Source organism: Streptomyces sp. NPDC059909 (genome assembly GCF_042730885.1).
In the GTDB taxonomy this organism is placed as follows: Bacteria; Actinomycetota; Actinomycetes; order Streptomycetales; family Streptomycetaceae; genus Streptomyces.
The window spans coordinates 72184-87555 of the sequence record NZ_JBHWKX010000014.1 but is presented as its reverse complement, the minus strand read 5'-3'; the positions used below and the strand labels follow the sequence as shown (position 1 = coordinate 87555).

Here is a 15372-nt window from a genome sequence, read left to right as displayed (position 1 = left end):
AGAAGAGGACCATCCGGATCGGATGGCCCTCTTCTTCTGCTCTTACCGAGCTGCTGTGGAGCTAAGGAGAATTGAACTCCTGACCTCTTGCATGCCATGCAAGCGCTCTACCAACTGAGCTATAGCCCCTTGCTGTGCGCCGCCCCGTTCCGGGTTCCCCCGCGGCGACAGAGAGAACATTACACGGTCACCCCGGTGGTCCACCAAATCGTTTCCGGTCCGCACACCCTTGACCGCACATGTCCGGTTAAACCCGGACAAGCGGGGTCAGGCCGTCGCAGGCAGGCTCAGGCCGTGGCGAACGAGTAGAACCGTTTCAGGGTGCAGTGCTCGTCGAGCAGCCGGCCGTAGATCGGCTCCCCTTCGAGCTCACGGTACGTCTCGATGGGGTCGCCTTTTATGATCAGCGCCCGCGCGCACTCCTCGCACCAGTACTGGTACTCGGGGTTGACGGGGTCCATGTCGCGGACGATCGGCGTGCCGCTGCCGCACCAGTCGCATTTCCGCCTGTGTGCACCCATCATTCAGCTCCAGCTGTGGCCGCAGGCCGTGCACACGTACGAGATACCTCCGTTGTCGCCGAGCACTTGGGCGACATGGGGCGAACCGCACGAGGGGCAGCTGAGGCGAGCTCTGGCCTCTGCAGCGGCGAGCAGGTCATCATCCTCCTCGAGGCTGCTACCGGGCATCGCCTCTCCCTCCCGTCCGGGCCGTCGTCCCCTCCGGCCGTCCCGATTCTGCCATGGCCCCGCAAGGGGGTCAGCGCTGTCGGCGGGACGAGACCGGGGTAACGCAAAATCCCGCCCCCTGCGGGGACGGGATCCTGATGTTGAAGCTTGTGGAGCTAAGGAGAATTGAACTCCTGACCTCTTGCATGCCATGCAAGCGCTCTACCAACTGAGCTATAGCCCCTTGTGTTCTTCGCGCTCCGCGCTGCGAACAAGAAGAACCTTAGCCTGTGACCAGCCGGAAAGTGAAATCCGGCCGGTCCCGGGCCTGCGCGCGACCTGCCGGCGGCCGCCCGCGGCCTGCCGGCAGTCCCGAACGGCGTCAGTCGTCGTCGCCGAGGACCGGCTCGGGGAGCGTGCCCGCGTTGTGCTCCAGCAGCCGCCAGCCGCGGGCACCTTCGCCCAGCACGGACCAGCAGCAGTTGGAGAGGCCACCCAGGCTCTCCCAGTGACGCGCCTCCAGGCCGAGCAGCCGGCCGATGGTGGTGCGGATCGTGCCGCCGTGGCTCACCACGACGAGCGTGCCGCCCGAGGGGAGCTTCTCGGTGTGCCCCAGCACGAAGGGCGCCGCGCGGTCGGCGACCTCGGTCTCCAGCTCGCCGCCGCCGCGACGCACGGGCTCACCGCGCTTCCAGGCCGCGTACTGCTCGCCGTACTGCCCGATGATCTCGTCGTGGGTCAGCCCCTGCCAGACGCCCGCATAGGTCTCCCGCAGGGCGGCATCGAAGGTGATGTCGTGTCCCGTGATCGCGGAGAGCTGGCGGGCCGTGGCGACCGCCCGCTTCAGGTCGGACGCGATGATCGCGTCCGGCTTCAGCGAGGCCAGCAGCCGCGCGGACCGACGGGCCTGACCGACGCCGGTCTCGGTCAGCTCGATGTCCGTGGAGCCCTGGAAGCGGCGCTCCAGATTCCATGCGGTCTGGCCGTGCCGCCACAGGACGATGCGGCGGCCCCTGCCGGGACCCGTGTCGGTGACGCTCAGCTCAGCTCACCGTCCGTCCCGCTGCCGTCCCCGACGAGCCGGGCGTGTTCCTCGGCCTTGCCGCGGGTCTTGACGGCGTCCTCGGGCAGCGGCAGCTCGGGGCAGTCCTTCCAGAGCCGCTCGAGGGCGTAGAACACACGCTCCTCGCTGTGCTGGACGTGCACGACGATGTCGACGTAGTCGAGCAGGATCCAGCGCGCGTCGCGGTCGCCCTCACGGCGCACCGGCTTGGCGCCGAGCTCCTTCAGGAGCTTCTCCTCGATCTCGTCGACGATCGACTTGACCTGGCGGTCGCTGGGGGCGGAGGCGAGCAGAAAGGCATCCGTGATCGACAGCACGTCGCTGACGTCGTACGCGATGATGTCGTGCGCGAGCTTGTCCGCTGCCGCCTGGGCGGCGACATTGATGAGCTCGATGGAACGGTCCGTGGCGGTCACATGCAGGCTTTCGTCGGCGGTCAAGACCCCTCCAGGGTCTCACGGACCGCCGACAGCCCACGCAGTGATTGTCCCGGCGCCCCTCGGAGCGCCGGGACACGTGTGCCGGCCGGCCCTGTGGTCAGCGCTTGACCTTGTAGTCCTGGCCGAGGATGACGGTGACGTCTGCGTTCGACGCCGCCTTGCCCTTCGCGACCGCGCTCTCGGGCAGCCCGAGGGTCTTGGCGACCTCCACGGCCTTCGCCTTCTGGGCCTCGTCACCGTAGGTGACCTTTGAGGAGGACGCGGTGTCCGCCTTGCCCGCGTCGACGAAGGCGTAGCCGCCGTTGACCAGGGCGATCCTGGCGGTTTCGGTGGCGTCGCCGTTCCCGGAGGCGTTCCGTACGCCGACCCGTACCGCCGCGCCCTGCTCAGGAGCGCTGACCTTGCCGCCCAGGATGTCCTTGACGACGCTGTCGCTCGCAGCCTGGCTGAGCGTGCCGTCCTGCTGGACGGGCAGCAGGGCGGTCTTGTAGTCGCCGCCCTTGGCGTACTCGGACAGCTTGGCGAGCGAGGCGCCCAGGTCCTTCTCGGGCAGCGAGGGGTCCAGGATCTGCGCCAGGGTCTCGATGGTCACCGTCGCGCCCTTCGGATCGCTCGAGACCTTCCGCAGTACCCCGTACATCACCTGGCCGAAGCGCTGCAGCTGCTCGGCCTCGGCCTCGCCGGAGGCACGGTAGGTGGCGTAGCCGACGGCCATCCGGCCGTTGAGTGTCTGGTTCTCGCCCTTCTTCACCAGCGGCGGCTCGCCCTTCTTTGCAGGAGGGACCTCGGTGTTGGTGTTGATGTCGATGCCGCCGACGAGTTCGACGAGGTTCTCCAGATAGGGGGTGTCGAGGCGCCAGGTGCCGGTGATCTTGGTCCCGAGCAGGGTGCCGATCGACTCGCGGGTGCCGGTGGACCCGTCCTCGTCGACGGACTTGCCGAGGGTCGTGGCGACGCCCTCGTCGTCGGCGACGGAGAGCGAGTTCGGGAGCAGGACCGTGGTGCCCTGCTTGGTGGTCTCGTTGTCGACGAGGAGGACGGTGGAGGTGCCGCCCTGTTTGGTGTTGTGCAGATGGACCACGATGACGTCTCGCTTCTGCGCCCCCGTGGCGGTGTTCTGCTTGGTGCCGGAGCTGGAGGTGCCGGGCAGTGCACCCGTGTACCAGAGGTAGCCGACGCCGCCCACGGCCGCGAGGGCCAGGACGACGACGAGGGCGACGACCCGGTTGCGGCCTCGGCGCCTGGCCTCCTCGCGGCGTTCGGACCGGCTCTCGGTGAACTTGAGCCAGTCGATGACGTCCTCGGAGTCCTCGTCCGGCTCCTCGATGAACGAGAACTGCTCGGTCCCGTACTCGCGCTGCTCGCGGTCCCTGGCCGCGCCGTCGCGGCCCGGGCCCTCCGGGGCGGGGCGACGCTGGCCCGGTACGGAAGCGGGGCCCTGCGGGCCCCGGGGGCCCGCCTGGGGCTGGGCCGGCTGCGGCGGGATGCTCCACTGCTGCGTGGTGTCGACGGCGGCCTGCCGGCCAGTGTCGTAGCTGTCGTAGCCGTAGCCCTGCTGGGGCTGCTGGTGCCTTGGGGGGCCCTGCTGCGCGTACGGGTCGTACCCCTGGGGCTGCTGCGGCTGGGCGTACGGGTCGTATCCGTAGCCCTGATCCTGACCGCCCTGGCCTTGGTTCTGGCCGTGCGGGTGCCCAGGCCGACGGCCTTGCTGCTGCTGTTGCTGATGCTGATGCTGCTGCCGCTGCTGCGGCGGGTACGGGCCGTAACCCTGAGGCTGCTGAGAGTGGTGGGGCTGCTGGTAGACGGGCCGCCCGTACTCGTCGTAGCCGATGATCTGTGGCTGCTGCGAGTAGTACGGGTCGTACGGGTTCTGCTGGTCGTTCACCGGTGCCCCTCTCCGTGGCTCAGTCGCCGCGGTACAACTGGCGCTTGTCGATGTAGCGCACCACACCGTCCGGCACCAGATACCAGACGGGGTCGCCCTGCGCGACCCTCGCCCGGCAGTCGGTGGACGAGATCGCCAGGGCCGGCACCTCCACCAGGGAGACACCGCCCTTGGGCAGCCCGTCGTCCGTCAGGTCGTGGCCGGGCCGGGTGACACCGATGAAGTGGGCGAGCGAGAAGAGCTCTTCGGCGTCCCGCCAGGTGAGGATCTGCGCGAGCGCGTCGGCTCCCGTGATGAAGAACAGATCCGAGTCGCGGTTGAGGGCCCGCAGGTCCCGCAGGGTGTCGATGGTGTACGTCGGGCCGCCGCGGTCGATGTCGATGCGGCTGACCGAGAACTGCGGGTTGGACGCCGTGGCGATGACCGTCATCAGATAGCGGTCCTCGGCCGGAGATACCGCCTTGTGGCTCTTCTGCCACGGCTGCCCGGTCGGTACGAACACCACCTCGTCGAGGTGGAACAGGGCGGCCACCTCACTGGCGGCCACCAGGTGTCCATGGTGGATCGGGTCGAATGTCCCGCCCATGACGCCGAGTCGGCGCTTGCCGCCCCTCGTAGGCAGTTCCTGCTGTCCCATGCCCATGCGTGCAGAGCCTACTGGCACGGCTGTCCGACCCGTATCAGCGGTCGCGGTTGAAGCGGGTGGTGATCCACAGCATCAGGAGCAGCGCGCCGAGGGCGCCGAAACCGGTGAGGTAGGGGCTGAGGCTTTCGTGGTTGCCGCCGTGCTCGCTGCTCTCGGCGAGAGAGACCAGGTTGGCGGCGGTGCTGGCGAGGCTCATCTTCTGCAGGACCTTATCGATCGGGAGTCGGAGCGGAGACTTCGCGCACATCGTATGCGGGAGGTGCGGGCACGCTCACGCCGACTCAGTCGTTGTCGCTTTCGCGAGCTTCGGTGGCGAGAGCGTGTGCGCGGCGCCGACGGAGTTATCCACAGGCCCCCACGGCGCGGCAACCCCAGCACCTACTCTGGGGTCTGTCAGGGGGACGGGTCAGAACGCGTAAGGATCAGGGGGCATCCGATGACCGACAGCAGTTCCGAGAACGTGCCGAGCAGGCAGCGCAAACGCTTCCCGGACATCTCCTCCCGGGCGTACGAGCATCCCGCGGACCGCTCCGCGCTGGTCGCCCTGCGCAAGCTCACGGGCTTCGACACCGTCTTCAAGGCGCTGAGCGGTCTGCTGCCCGAGCGCAGCCTGCGACTGCTCTTCCTGTCGGACTCCGTACGGGTGAGCGACGCCCAGTTCGCGCACCTCAACGCCATGCTGCGCGACGCCTGTTACATCCTGGACCTGGAGAAGGTCCCGCCGATGTACGTCATGCAGGACCCCAAGCCCAATGCGATGTGCATCGGGCTGGACGAGCCGATCATCGTCGTCACCACCGGGCTCGTGGAGCTGCTCGACGAGGAGGAGATGCGGGCGGTCGTCGGCCACGAGGTGGGGCACGCCCTGTCCGGCCACTCGGTCTACCGCACGATCCTGCTCTTCCTCACGAATCTGGCGCTCAAGGTCGCCTGGATCCCTCTCGGCAATGTCGCGATCATGGCGATCGTGACCGCCCTGCGCGAGTGGTTCCGCAAGTCGGAGCTCTCCGCGGACCGGGCCGGACTGCTGGTCGGCCAGGATCTTCAGGCGTCGATGCGCGGCCTGATGAAGATCGCCGGTGGCAACCATCTGCACGAGATGAACGTGGACGCGTTCCTTGAGCAGGCCGAGGAGTACGAGGCAGGGGGCGATCTGCGGGACTCCGTGCTGAAGATCCTCAATGTCCTGCCGCGCACGCATCCCTTCACCACGGTGCGCGCGGCCGAGCTGAAGAAGTGGGCCGCGAGCCGCGACTACCAGCGGATCATGGACGGCCACTACGCGCGCCGCACGGAGGACAAGGACACCTCGGTCACGGACTCCTTCCGCGAGTCGGCGTCGCACTACGCGGACTCGGTGCGGACCAGCAAGGATCCGCTGATGAAGCTGGTCGGGGACATAGCCGGCGGCGCCGGTGACCTGGGCGGCCGGCTGCGTGACAAGTTCACGGGCACGAGCGGCTCGGCCGGTGGTGCGGACCGCAACGGCGACAAGGGCGGCGGAGGTCAGGGCAAGGGCTGAGCGTCGGGGGCGAGGACGCCGCAGAGCGCCGCGGCGGTCCGGTCCGTCTCGTACGGGTCGGTGCCAGCCGGGCCATCGGCGGTGGCCCGCCGGCCGGCCAGCAGCGGCTGCAGGGAATCGGAGGGGTCGGCCGAGCAGGCCATCGGTCCGGCCTGCACGTAGCTGAAGAGCAGCTCGGCGCGGTGGGTGCGCAGATCGTCGCGGTCGAAGCGGAAGTGCAGCTCGCGGCGGACGGTGAACAGGGAGGCGTCATCCGCGTGCTGCTCGCCCGCGGAGGCGGTGGGGGGATCCGGTCCGGCCACGGCTCCCGCTGCGGCGGGACGGAGCGCGTAGGTGAAGGTGTGGTCCGAGATCACCTCGAGGGCGTTGGGGCCGGCGTCACGGACTTGCAGCGTGCCCTGGACCCGCACCTCGGGGTCGGCGAGGGCGACTTGTGCAGGGTCGAAGCGCACCAGCCAGCCGGTGGCCGCGTGCCGGCCGTCGTTCGCCGGGGCGGCGAGGGACTGGTCGAACTGCTGCAGCTGGTCCGGGTCGAGGAGCACCCGTACGGGCCGTGCCGCGGCGCCGCTGAGCACATCGGGGTCGAGCGAGGACTCCACGAGGTAGTCCTTGGCGATGGTCAGCGCCGTCATGACCTGGCTCTCCGAGAAGTTCTTGGTGCGCACGGCGGCCGGGAGGGTGATTCCGGCGGCTCCTGGACGGAACTGGACGGCGGGGCTGTCTGCGTACAGCTCGGCGGGCTCCCCGCCGGGCACGGTGCCCTGGGGTGCCAGGGGTACGACCGTGCTCCGCAAGGGGCCTGCGGGCTGGGCGGGCGGCGGCTGGTTGGGGTGGCGGACGCCCATGTAGATCGCGGTGCCGAAGGCGAGGGCGATCAGCAGGACCAGCAGGAAGGCCTGCTTCGACCCGGTTCCCGCGCTCCAGCCGGGGCGGGTGCGGACGGCCCTGGCGTGGTCGCCCATGCGCTCCTCGGCGGAGTACTCCTGGAGGCGGGCAGCGCGGACGAACGATTCGTCGAAGACGACGGACCGGTACTCGTCCTCACCTCCGCCGGGGAGCCCCTCGGGTGTCCCCTCAGGTGGGTCTCCACGCCCTGCCATACCTTCAGGTTAGGTCGGGAGAAGCCCACGTAAACGCGGTGCTGCGCGACAAGTTCTGACAAGGTCCTACGGACTCCGTCAGGGGGTGCGGGGCACGGCGGAGACGGGTGGTGCGGAGTACTCCGCGGAGGCGGAGGGGCTGGTCACACGGTCCGGAGCGGGTGTCCCGGAAGGGACGTCGACGCCCGTCGTGGCGGGTGGAGGAACGGTGTCCTGGCGGTTGGCCGACGCGCCACGGTAGACGGCGGTGAAGGCGAGGGCGACCATGCCGATGCCCATCACGAGGGCGAGCACCCAGGCGACCGGGCGATGCCAGCGGGCGGCGCCGCGGTAAGGGCGCAGGGAGCCGCCGTGCGGGTAGGGGTCCAGGTACCGCCCGGCGCGGTCCTCGGGGTCGTACTCGTCGTACGGGCGGTCGCTGCCGTACTCACCGCCCGGGCCGTAGCCGTCCTCGTAGAGCTCGTCGTCCGCGGGACCGGCTCCGGCACGGGCGCGGGCGGCTTCGGCCTCGGCGCGCGCCTGAGCGGCCGCCAGCAGCCGCTCGACGGCGGTCGGCTCATGGATCGCGGCGGCCCGTACGAAGTCCTCGTCGAACACCACGGAGGCGAAGTCCTTGTCGGCGCCTCCGCGGTCGTCGTCGGGCTCCCAGCCGTCCGGGAACGGCCTGCCCCCCACGTCGTCCGGCACGCCTTTCAGAGTAGACCTGGGCGTGGGTTTTGGGCAGGGAGTGCGGGCAACTGCCCGCACTCCTCGCTCACCGAGTGTGACCGTCGCCGGTGACGATGTACTTCGTCGAGGTCAGCTCCGGGAGGCCCATCGGGCCGCGGGCGTGCAGCTTCTGCGTGGAGATACCGATCTCGGCACCGAAACCGAACTGGCCCCCGTCGGTGAAACGGGTGGACGCATTGACGGCGACCGTCGTGGAGTCGACCAGTTGGGTGAAACGGCGGGCTGCGGCCTGGGAGGTGGTGACGATGGCCTCCGTGTGACCGGAGGACCAGAGGCGGATGTGCTCAACGGCCTTGTCGAGGGAGTCGACGACGGCGGCGGCGATGTCGTAGGAGAGGTACTCGGTCTCCCAGTCCTCGGTCGTGGCGGCCACGACGGTGACCTTGGAGCCCTCGGCGTGGGCCAGGGTCCGCTCGTCGGCGTGGACGGTGACGCCGGCCTCGGCGAGGGCGTCCAGGGCACGGGGCAGGAAGGCGGCGGCGATGTCCTGGTGGACGAGAAGGGTCTCGGCCGCGTTGCAGACGCTGGGCCGCTGGGCCTTGGAGTTGATCAGGATGTCGACGGCCATGTCGAGGTCGGCCTGGGCGTCGACGTAGACGTGGCAGTTGCCGGTGCCGGTCTCGATGACCGGGACGGTGGACTCCTCGACGACCGTGCGGATGAGGGAGGCGCCGCCGCGCGGGATGAGGACGTCGACGAGGCCGCGGGCGCGCATCAGTTCGCGCACCGAGTCGCGGCTCTCGCCGGGGACGAGTTGCACGGCGTCGGCGGGCAGCCCGGCTCCGCCGACCGCGTCGCGCAGGACCCTCACCAGGGCGGTGTTGGACGAGTAGGCGGAGGCGGAGCCACGGAGCAGAACGGCGTTCCCGGACTTCAGGCAGAGGGCGGCGGCGTCCACCGTGACGTTCGGTCGGGCCTCGTAGATGATGCCGACGACGCCGAGCGGGACGCGGACCTGGCGCAGGTCGATGCCGTTGGGGAGGGTCGAGCCTCGGACGACCTCGCCGACGGGGTCGGGCAGTGCGGCGACGTCACGCACGTCGGCGGCGATGTCCCGGACCCGCTGCGGGGTGAGGCTTAGCCTGTCGATGATCCCCTCGCTGGTGCCGGCCTCGCGGGCACGGGCGATGTCCTCGGCGTTGGCCTCGACGATCTCGGCCGTGCGGACCTCGAGGGCGTCGGCGATCGCCAGCAGGGCGTCGTCCTTCACCGAGCGCGGGAGTGGCGCGATCTCGGCGGCGGCCGCGCGGGCCCGGTAGGCGGCCTGGGCGACCGGGGAAAGATTGTCGTACGGCGAGAGCGAGGTCATGTCCGCAGGGTAATGCGCGGCCAGCGGGCATCCCGCGCGTATTCCGCACTGCGAGACGCGGTACGAACGGTGCGAGACGCGGCGCCGGACGCGAACGAGGCCCTGCGAGAAGGCACGGGCCCCGGTACGGGACCGGGACCCGTGCGCGCGAGGGCCGGCGAAACCGTCGGCGAAAGCCTCAGAAGGGGTGAACGCCGACGGGGGCCGCGGGCGGCGGGCCGTAGCCCTCCGCGATGCGCTGGTGGTACGTCTCGCGGTCGATGACCTCCAGCCCGACGATCTCCCACGGCGGCAGGTTGGCACTGGTGCGGTGCTCGCCCCACAGCCGCAGGGCCACCGCGGCGGCGTCGTGCAGGTCCCGGGCCTCTTCCCAGTAGCGGATCTCGGCGTGATCGTTGGCGTACCGGCTGGTCAGCAGGAACGGGTGGTCGTGCGCGAGCTGTTCGAGTCCGCGCCTGACCTCCTTCAGCGGGGCCTCAGCACCCGAGACGCAGAGGGTGATGTGCCAGAGCTTGGACACTGTGCGGTCCCTGGCGCAGGTCTCCGGGTGCAGGCTCGCCGCGCGCTCGCCCGCACCGTCGGCGCGGGTGTCGGTGCCGGCCGTGCCGGTCGTGCCGGTGGCACGGGCCGTGTCGTCGTCGCGCTCGTCGTCGAAGTCGTCGTCGAAGTCGGGCCCCGCCTCCACGCTGGTGAGGGCCCGCTGCTCCCCCACGGCCCTGCGGGTGCGGGACGTGCCCCCTGTCCCTCGGGGCGCCGCCCCCGGGCGCGCTCGTCTCACCGGCGGCCTCCTGTTGATGCGTTGTGGTGCTGAACCCCGCCTTGTCCCGTGACAAAGTCCCCCTGACAAAGTTGACCAGTCCCGGGCCGGTGGCGGGGCGGTTTTGGTAAAGGTCCCTGCCTGAAGGCAGGAGTTTCAGCCGTTTCAGGGGTCGGTCAGGGCTGCAGGACGACGAGATCGTCTCTGTGTACGACCTCGCGCTCGTAGGCGGGACCGAGCTCCTTGGCCAGTTCGCGGGTGGAGCGGCCGAGGAGTTGCGGGATCTCCTTCGCGTCGAAGTTGACGAGCCCGCGGGCGACGGCGCGGCCCTCGGAGTCGCGCAGTTCCACCGGGTCCCCGGCACTGAACTCGCCCTCGACCGCGGCGATTCCGGCGGGAAGCAGCGACTTCCGGCCCTGGACGACGGCGTGCACGGCCCCGTCGTCCAGGGTCAGCGAGCCCTGCGGGGTCGAGGCGTGCTGGAGCCACAGCAGCCGGTCGGCCGAGCGGCGGCCGGTCCGGCGGAAGTAGGTGCCCGTGTCGCGTCCGGCGAGGGCGTCGGCGGCCCTGCTGGCAGAGGTGAGGACGACGGGGACGCCCGCGGCCGCCGCGATCCGGGCGGCCTCGACCTTGGTGACCATGCCGCCGGTGCCGACGCCCGCCTTGCCCGCCGAGCCGATTTCCACGCCCGCCAGGTCCTGCGGCCCACGGACCTCCAGGATCCGGGAGGTTCCGGGCTTGCTCGGGTCGCCGTCGTAGAGGCCGTCCACGTCGGAGAGGAGGACGAGCAGATCGGCCCGTACGAGATGGGCGACGAGGGCGGCGAGCCGGTCGTTGTCGCCGAAGCGGATCTCGTCCGTGGCGACGGTGTCGTTCTCGTTGACGACCGGGACGGCGCCCATGGTGAGGAGCTGGTCGAGGGTGCGGTAGGCGTTGCGGTAGTGGGCGCGGCGGCTGGTGTCGTCGGTGGTGAGGAGCACCTGGCCGACGCGGACGCCGTAGCGGGCGAAGGAGGCGGTGTAGCGGGCGACGAGCAGGCCCTGCCCGACGCTGGCCGCTGCCTGCTGACGGGCCAGGTCCTTGGGCCTGCGGGCCAGGCCGAGCGGTGCGAGACCGGCGGCGATGGCGCCGCTGGAGACCAGCACTATCTCCTTCTCACCGCCGCTGCGGACCTTGGCGAGCACGTCGACGAGGGCGTCCACGCGGTCGGCGTCGAGGCCGCCCGCGGCCGTGGTGAGCGAGGACGAGCCGATCTTGACGACGACCCTGCGGGCTTCCGCCACGTACTGCCTTGCCACTGTCTGCCTTGCACCTGTCACAGGGGCGAATCTATGTCAGGCAGCGTCTTCGGTGCTCTCGCATTTCACCCGCTGGACAGCCCCGCGGACGCACCGCGGGCCGCCCGGCGGACGCGCCCGGGCCGTGCGGCGAACCACCCCGGCGGACGCACCGCCGGGCAGCCCGCCCCGGCTCACCCGCTGGACGGCCGGGACACCCGCAACAGGCCCGCCCGCAACCGGCCCAGGCCGTGTCCGGCGGCCACCCGCCTCAGACGCCGGGCCACGCGTCGCGCCACGCGCCGGGCGAGCGGGAGACGCGGCTCGATCCGCCGCCCGCCGATGCGCTCGGTCACGGTCACCTCGTACGCGGACAGGGGGATCCCGGCGTCCGGGTCGCCGAAGTGCGGATAAGCGAGATGGTCCCGGCCGCGGCGGCGCACCACCTCGGGCCGGCCGCCGTCGCGGACGAAGGCGAGGACGTCCCGCAGCAGATCCGGCCGGCCCAGGGCCGCGCAGGTGAGCCGCAGCCGCTCCTCCACCCGGAGCCGGCACGCCACGCCGGGAGTCCAGTAGGCGGCCATGAGCGGGGCGGCGAGCTCCGTCTTGTGACGGAGGTACTTCTCCGGCTGGCGCAGCACGATCGGGCCGAACTGCGGCAGCAGAGTGACCGTGAAGGGTCTGACCATCAGCTGGTCGCGGCGTACCCCCGGGGGCACGTGGGCGGCGATCAGCTTCATCAGTGCGGCGGCCGAGTCGAAGCGGGGCTCGTACCCGCCGGTCTTCGTCAGGTGTTTCCCGTCCTCGCGGCCGACCAGGTAATAGCACGTGTAGTCGGCGACGACGGAGACTCCCGCGCCCCGCAGATACGCCTCCATCGTGAACAGCGCGTCCTCGCCCGTGCGCAGGGACTCGTCGAACCTCATGCCGTGCCGTACGAGCAGCTCGCGCCGGAAGAGTTTCTGCGCGCTCAGCGTGAACTTGACGTTGGAGGTGTAGATGTCGGCCCGCTCCACGGTGCGGCCCCACATCGACTTGGCTGCGTTGCGGTTGACGCCGACGACCTTGCCGAGGACGACGTCCGTGCCTGCCCGGTCGCCCATCGCGACCAGGCGTTCCAGTGCTTCCTCGCCCAGGTGGTCGTCGGCGTCGAGGAAGAAGACGTAGCGGCCGCGGGCCATGGCCAGACCCCTGTTGCGCGGGCCGCTGGGGCCACCGGAGTTGGGCTGGCGCACCACCCGCATCGGCACCTTCGTCCGGGCCGCGAACTCCTCCAGGTACTCCCCTGTGCCGTCCGTCGAGCCGTCGTCGACGGCGACGATCTCGATCCTGGCGGGTCCCAGCGTCTGTGCCTCGACCGAGTCGAGGCACTTCACGAGATACGGCATCGCCTCGTAGGCGCCGATGATCACGCTGGCATCGGGACAGGCCCCGGCCCCGGCATCCGGAAGGGCCTCTGAAGTGGCTTCCGGAAAAGCCCCGGGAGCGGCCTCTGGAAGGGATCGGCTGTCGGACATCCGCACATGGTGCCCAGCGCATGTATCAGCGGTGTGACGGCACGCGCAACGGCCCGTAAGTCCGCCCCTGCCGGGGAGACTTACGGGCCGTTCGGCCGACCGGGCGGCCACCGGTGCGGTCAGCGGCCACGAACGTGGTTCAGCGGGCCACGGAACACACCGCTCAGCGGGCCGCCGTGGCCGTCGCTTCCGCGCCGTTGCCCTCGCTGTCGCCGCCTTCCACGGCGCCGTTGCCCTCGGCGCCGACGGTACCGGGTGCCTCGGAGTCCGACTCCCGGTCGAGCTCACCGATCGCCTGCGTCCCGATGCGCTGCGCCACACCGGCGTTGCGCGCCTCGGCCTTGGCCGTCAGCGCCCTTACCGCCGCGTTGAACTGCTCGATCGACGTGGGCTCGTCGGGCCCGAGCAGGTACTGCTTCAGTTCGCGGCGCGCCTCCGCCGGAGTGTCGGCGGCCGGGTCGGCCACGGCGGCGAGCAGCCGGTCGAGCTCCTCGGCACTGTTGGAGAGGATGACCGCTGCGCGTACGGCCGTGTTCTGCCGCTTGAACTCCTCCACGCCCAGCTCCGCCGAGTCCGTCACCGCGTACGGCTTGCCGCTCGCGATGAAGTCCGAGACGACGCTGGAGATGTCGGAGACCATGCCGTCGGACTCGTTGAAGCAGTCGTACAACTTGGGCTCGGAGCCCGTGACGACCCGGTGCTCCCACCAGCCGAAGGAGCGCCAGTACGCGCCGTTCCACTCGGCCCGGAGCGTCTTGATCTCGGCGAGCCGCTGGGGATCGGCGAGGGAGACCCGCGACTCCTCCGCCTCGTCGCCGCCCGCGCGCCCGGGCTTGGTCAGCTCGGCCAGCCGGGCCTCGACGCGAGCCAGTTCGGCGCGCGCGGCGGCCTGGCCGGACTGTGCGGCGGCGGCCTGCTCGGCCCAGCGCGGGTCGGTGGCGCGCTCGGCGGCGGCCTTCTGCACCATCGCCGTGATCCGCTCGTGGACGGCCAGGGCCTTCTTGTTGCGGATGCCGGTGAAGGGGTGCGGCTTGTAGATGACACGCACCGGCTGCTCGGCCTCGAGGAGCCGCCGGACGATGTTCTCGCCCGCGAGCAGCAGGGAGGTGTTGCCGGGGTTGTTGTCCCAGCCCTCCCAGGTGGGGGCGTACAGGATGGTCGGGATCGGGTTCTTGGGCGTCCCCGTCCAGGTCTTGATGGGAGCGAGCTGCGGGCGGCCCACCTCGACGATGTCGTCGTCACGGACGCCGACGTCGGCCAGCGCGTACCGGTCGCGCCCGGCCCGGCCCGCGGTCCACACCTCGTCGTACACCTTGGAGTAGGGGTTGACGCTGGCGAGCTTGTCGCTGTCGCCGTGGCCGATGAAGACGTGCTTCATGGTCGGGACGCGGAGCATGTGGATGTTCTTGCCGACGTTGGCCGGGTAGAGCGTGACACGGACCGTGTCGAGGTTCATCGCCATCAGGTGCTGGCCGCCGGGGACGCACAGGATCGGCACGGAGGTCTCGTTGAGCTTCGCGACGAGACTCCGCTCGCGCATGATGACGATCGGCCGGCCCTCGATCCCCTCCATCGACTCCAGCCACATGTTGACCTGGTACGCGGACTCGTCGGAGCCGGAGAAGTACAGGGCGACGGTGGGCTGGTACTCGCTCAGCCACTTCTGCACGGCCTTGAGCACCGCGGGCGCGGGCGGCACCCGGCGCTTGCGGCGCAGATACGGCACGAGGGCCGCTGTGTAGAGCAGGCCGAGGCCGATGGTGACGGCCGTGCCGACGTAGCCGACCAGGTAGTGCCCGGTCGCGGCCGCGATGATCACGCCTGCCACCGCCGGGATGTCGAGGTGCAGCATCTTCTCGCCGGAGCGGCGCAGCAGGGCGCGTGGCGGGGCGTCCGGGATGCGTACGGCGTTGAGGTCGACGTTACGGGTGACGACCGGCATCGTCCGGCGCAGCCTGATCAGGGTGGTCAGCGCACCGTGCGGGGCCTGCAGACCGTAGAAGAGCAGGAAGCAGGCGACCGCCGCGTAGAAGAGCGGCTGCTCGGCGAGGCCCTCGCGGGCGAGGAGCAGGATCAGCAGCAGCTGGCGGAGCAGGAAGCGGATCGGCAGACCGGCCCGGACCTTGTTGAGCCGGTTGACCAGGTAGCTGCCGCGCTGGTGCAGGAACCAGTCCGCGGCATAGGTCACGGCGGCGGCCGCCGCGAACATCCAGATGCTCGGGATCAGTGCGGCGATCATGACGCACGGGTAGCCCAGTCCCATCAGGACTGCCGCGGCCAGCTCGGACCGGCTGCCCACACGTGCCAGGCGAATGGCGGTCGAAATCACGTAGAACCTGCTCCAAAGGTGCCGGTTGATTCACGTTATGCGGGAAATGTGAAGGGGGAGCTTCACGAACTCGGGCCTCTGTATTCGCCGAGGCGACAACAGAGGCCCGAATTAGTTCATTAACGGAGGA

Annotated in this window: 14 protein-coding genes and 2 tRNA genes; 1 reads left to right on the top strand and 15 read right to left on the bottom strand. The window is 70.3% G+C overall.

Features of this window, described 5'->3' with window-relative positions; all coding sequences use genetic code 11:
- Nucleotides 1–56: 56 nt before the first annotated feature.
- The 8 genes from ACFV9O_RS12850 to ACFV9O_RS12815 form a co-directional block, all read right to left on the bottom strand.
- A tRNA-Ala gene (locus ACFV9O_RS12850) sits at nucleotides 57–129 on the bottom strand.
- Between the two features lie 158 nt (nucleotides 130–287).
- Nucleotides 288–521: a hypothetical protein gene (locus ACFV9O_RS12845; RefSeq protein ID WP_026277450.1), complete on the bottom strand. Its 234-nt coding sequence runs from the start codon at nucleotides 519–521 to the stop codon at nucleotides 288–290.
- 318 nt (nucleotides 522–839) lie between these two features.
- Nucleotides 840–912, bottom strand: a tRNA-Ala gene (locus tag ACFV9O_RS12840).
- A gap of 138 nt (nucleotides 913–1050) precedes the next feature.
- Nucleotides 1051–1710, bottom strand: a complete 660-nt coding sequence (locus tag ACFV9O_RS12835) for a histidine phosphatase family protein (protein WP_385416302.1) — start codon at nucleotides 1708–1710, stop codon at nucleotides 1051–1053.
- The gene (gene rsfS / locus ACFV9O_RS12830) at nucleotides 1707–2147 is read right to left on the bottom strand and encodes a ribosome silencing factor (protein WP_385416299.1); all 441 of its coding nucleotides are present in this window, start codon (nucleotides 2145–2147) and stop codon (nucleotides 1707–1709) included. The genes ACFV9O_RS12835 and rsfS overlap by 4 nt, the downstream gene beginning before the upstream one ends.
- Nucleotides 2148–2268: 121 nt before the next feature.
- Complete coding sequence (locus ACFV9O_RS12825) at nucleotides 2269–4056, bottom strand: LytR C-terminal domain-containing protein (protein WP_385416185.1); 1788 nt, start codon at nucleotides 4054–4056, stop codon at nucleotides 2269–2271.
- Nucleotides 4057–4075: 19 nt separating this feature from the next.
- Nucleotides 4076–4693 (bottom strand): nicotinate-nucleotide adenylyltransferase, encoded by a 618-nt coding sequence (nadD, locus tag ACFV9O_RS12820; protein WP_385416297.1) that lies wholly within the window; start codon nucleotides 4691–4693, stop codon nucleotides 4076–4078.
- A 43-nt stretch (nucleotides 4694–4736) separates the two neighbouring features.
- Nucleotides 4737–4898, bottom strand: a complete 162-nt coding sequence (locus ACFV9O_RS12815) for a hypothetical protein (RefSeq protein ID WP_385416182.1) — start codon at nucleotides 4896–4898, stop codon at nucleotides 4737–4739.
- Between the two features lie 240 nt (nucleotides 4899–5138).
- On the opposite strand from ACFV9O_RS12815, the gene ACFV9O_RS12810 reads away from it, so the two are divergent.
- Nucleotides 5139–6224, top strand: coding sequence for a M48 family metallopeptidase (locus tag ACFV9O_RS12810; RefSeq protein WP_385416180.1), 1086 nt, complete (start codon nucleotides 5139–5141; stop codon nucleotides 6222–6224).
- Here the strand turns inward: ACFV9O_RS12810 and ACFV9O_RS12805 are convergent.
- The 7 genes from ACFV9O_RS12805 to ACFV9O_RS12775 all read right to left on the bottom strand — a co-directional run bounded on the left by ACFV9O_RS12805 (nucleotide 6209) and on the right by ACFV9O_RS12775 (nucleotide 15242).
- Complete coding sequence (locus ACFV9O_RS12805; protein ID WP_385416177.1) at nucleotides 6209–7324, bottom strand: hypothetical protein; 1116 nt, start codon at nucleotides 7322–7324, stop codon at nucleotides 6209–6211. The two genes, ACFV9O_RS12810 and ACFV9O_RS12805, sit on opposite strands and share 16 nt — an antisense overlap.
- A gap of 78 nt (nucleotides 7325–7402) precedes the next feature.
- Nucleotides 7403–8011 carry a hypothetical protein gene (locus tag ACFV9O_RS12800; protein WP_385416174.1) on the bottom strand — a complete coding sequence of 203 codons (609 nt, stop codon included), beginning with the start codon at nucleotides 8009–8011 and terminating at the stop codon, nucleotides 7403–7405.
- Nucleotides 8012–8078: 67 nt separating this feature from the next.
- Complete coding sequence (locus tag ACFV9O_RS12795; RefSeq protein ID WP_385416172.1) at nucleotides 8079–9362, bottom strand: glutamate-5-semialdehyde dehydrogenase; 1284 nt, start codon at nucleotides 9360–9362, stop codon at nucleotides 8079–8081.
- Between the two features lie 178 nt (nucleotides 9363–9540).
- Complete coding sequence (locus ACFV9O_RS12790) at nucleotides 9541–10140, bottom strand: hypothetical protein (RefSeq protein WP_385416170.1); 600 nt, start codon at nucleotides 10138–10140, stop codon at nucleotides 9541–9543.
- Nucleotides 10141–10295: 155 nt separating this feature from the next.
- Nucleotides 10296–11417: a glutamate 5-kinase gene (proB, locus tag ACFV9O_RS12785; protein WP_385416169.1), complete on the bottom strand. Its 1122-nt coding sequence runs from the start codon at nucleotides 11415–11417 to the stop codon at nucleotides 10296–10298.
- Between the two features lie 173 nt (nucleotides 11418–11590).
- Nucleotides 11591–12808: a glycosyltransferase family 2 protein gene (locus tag ACFV9O_RS12780; protein ID WP_385416167.1), complete on the bottom strand. Its 1218-nt coding sequence runs from the start codon at nucleotides 12806–12808 to the stop codon at nucleotides 11591–11593.
- Between the two features lie 268 nt (nucleotides 12809–13076).
- Nucleotides 13077–15242 (bottom strand): hypothetical protein, encoded by a 2166-nt coding sequence (locus ACFV9O_RS12775; RefSeq protein ID WP_385416166.1) that lies wholly within the window; start codon nucleotides 15240–15242, stop codon nucleotides 13077–13079.
- Between the last annotated feature and the right edge of the window lie 130 nt (nucleotides 15243–15372).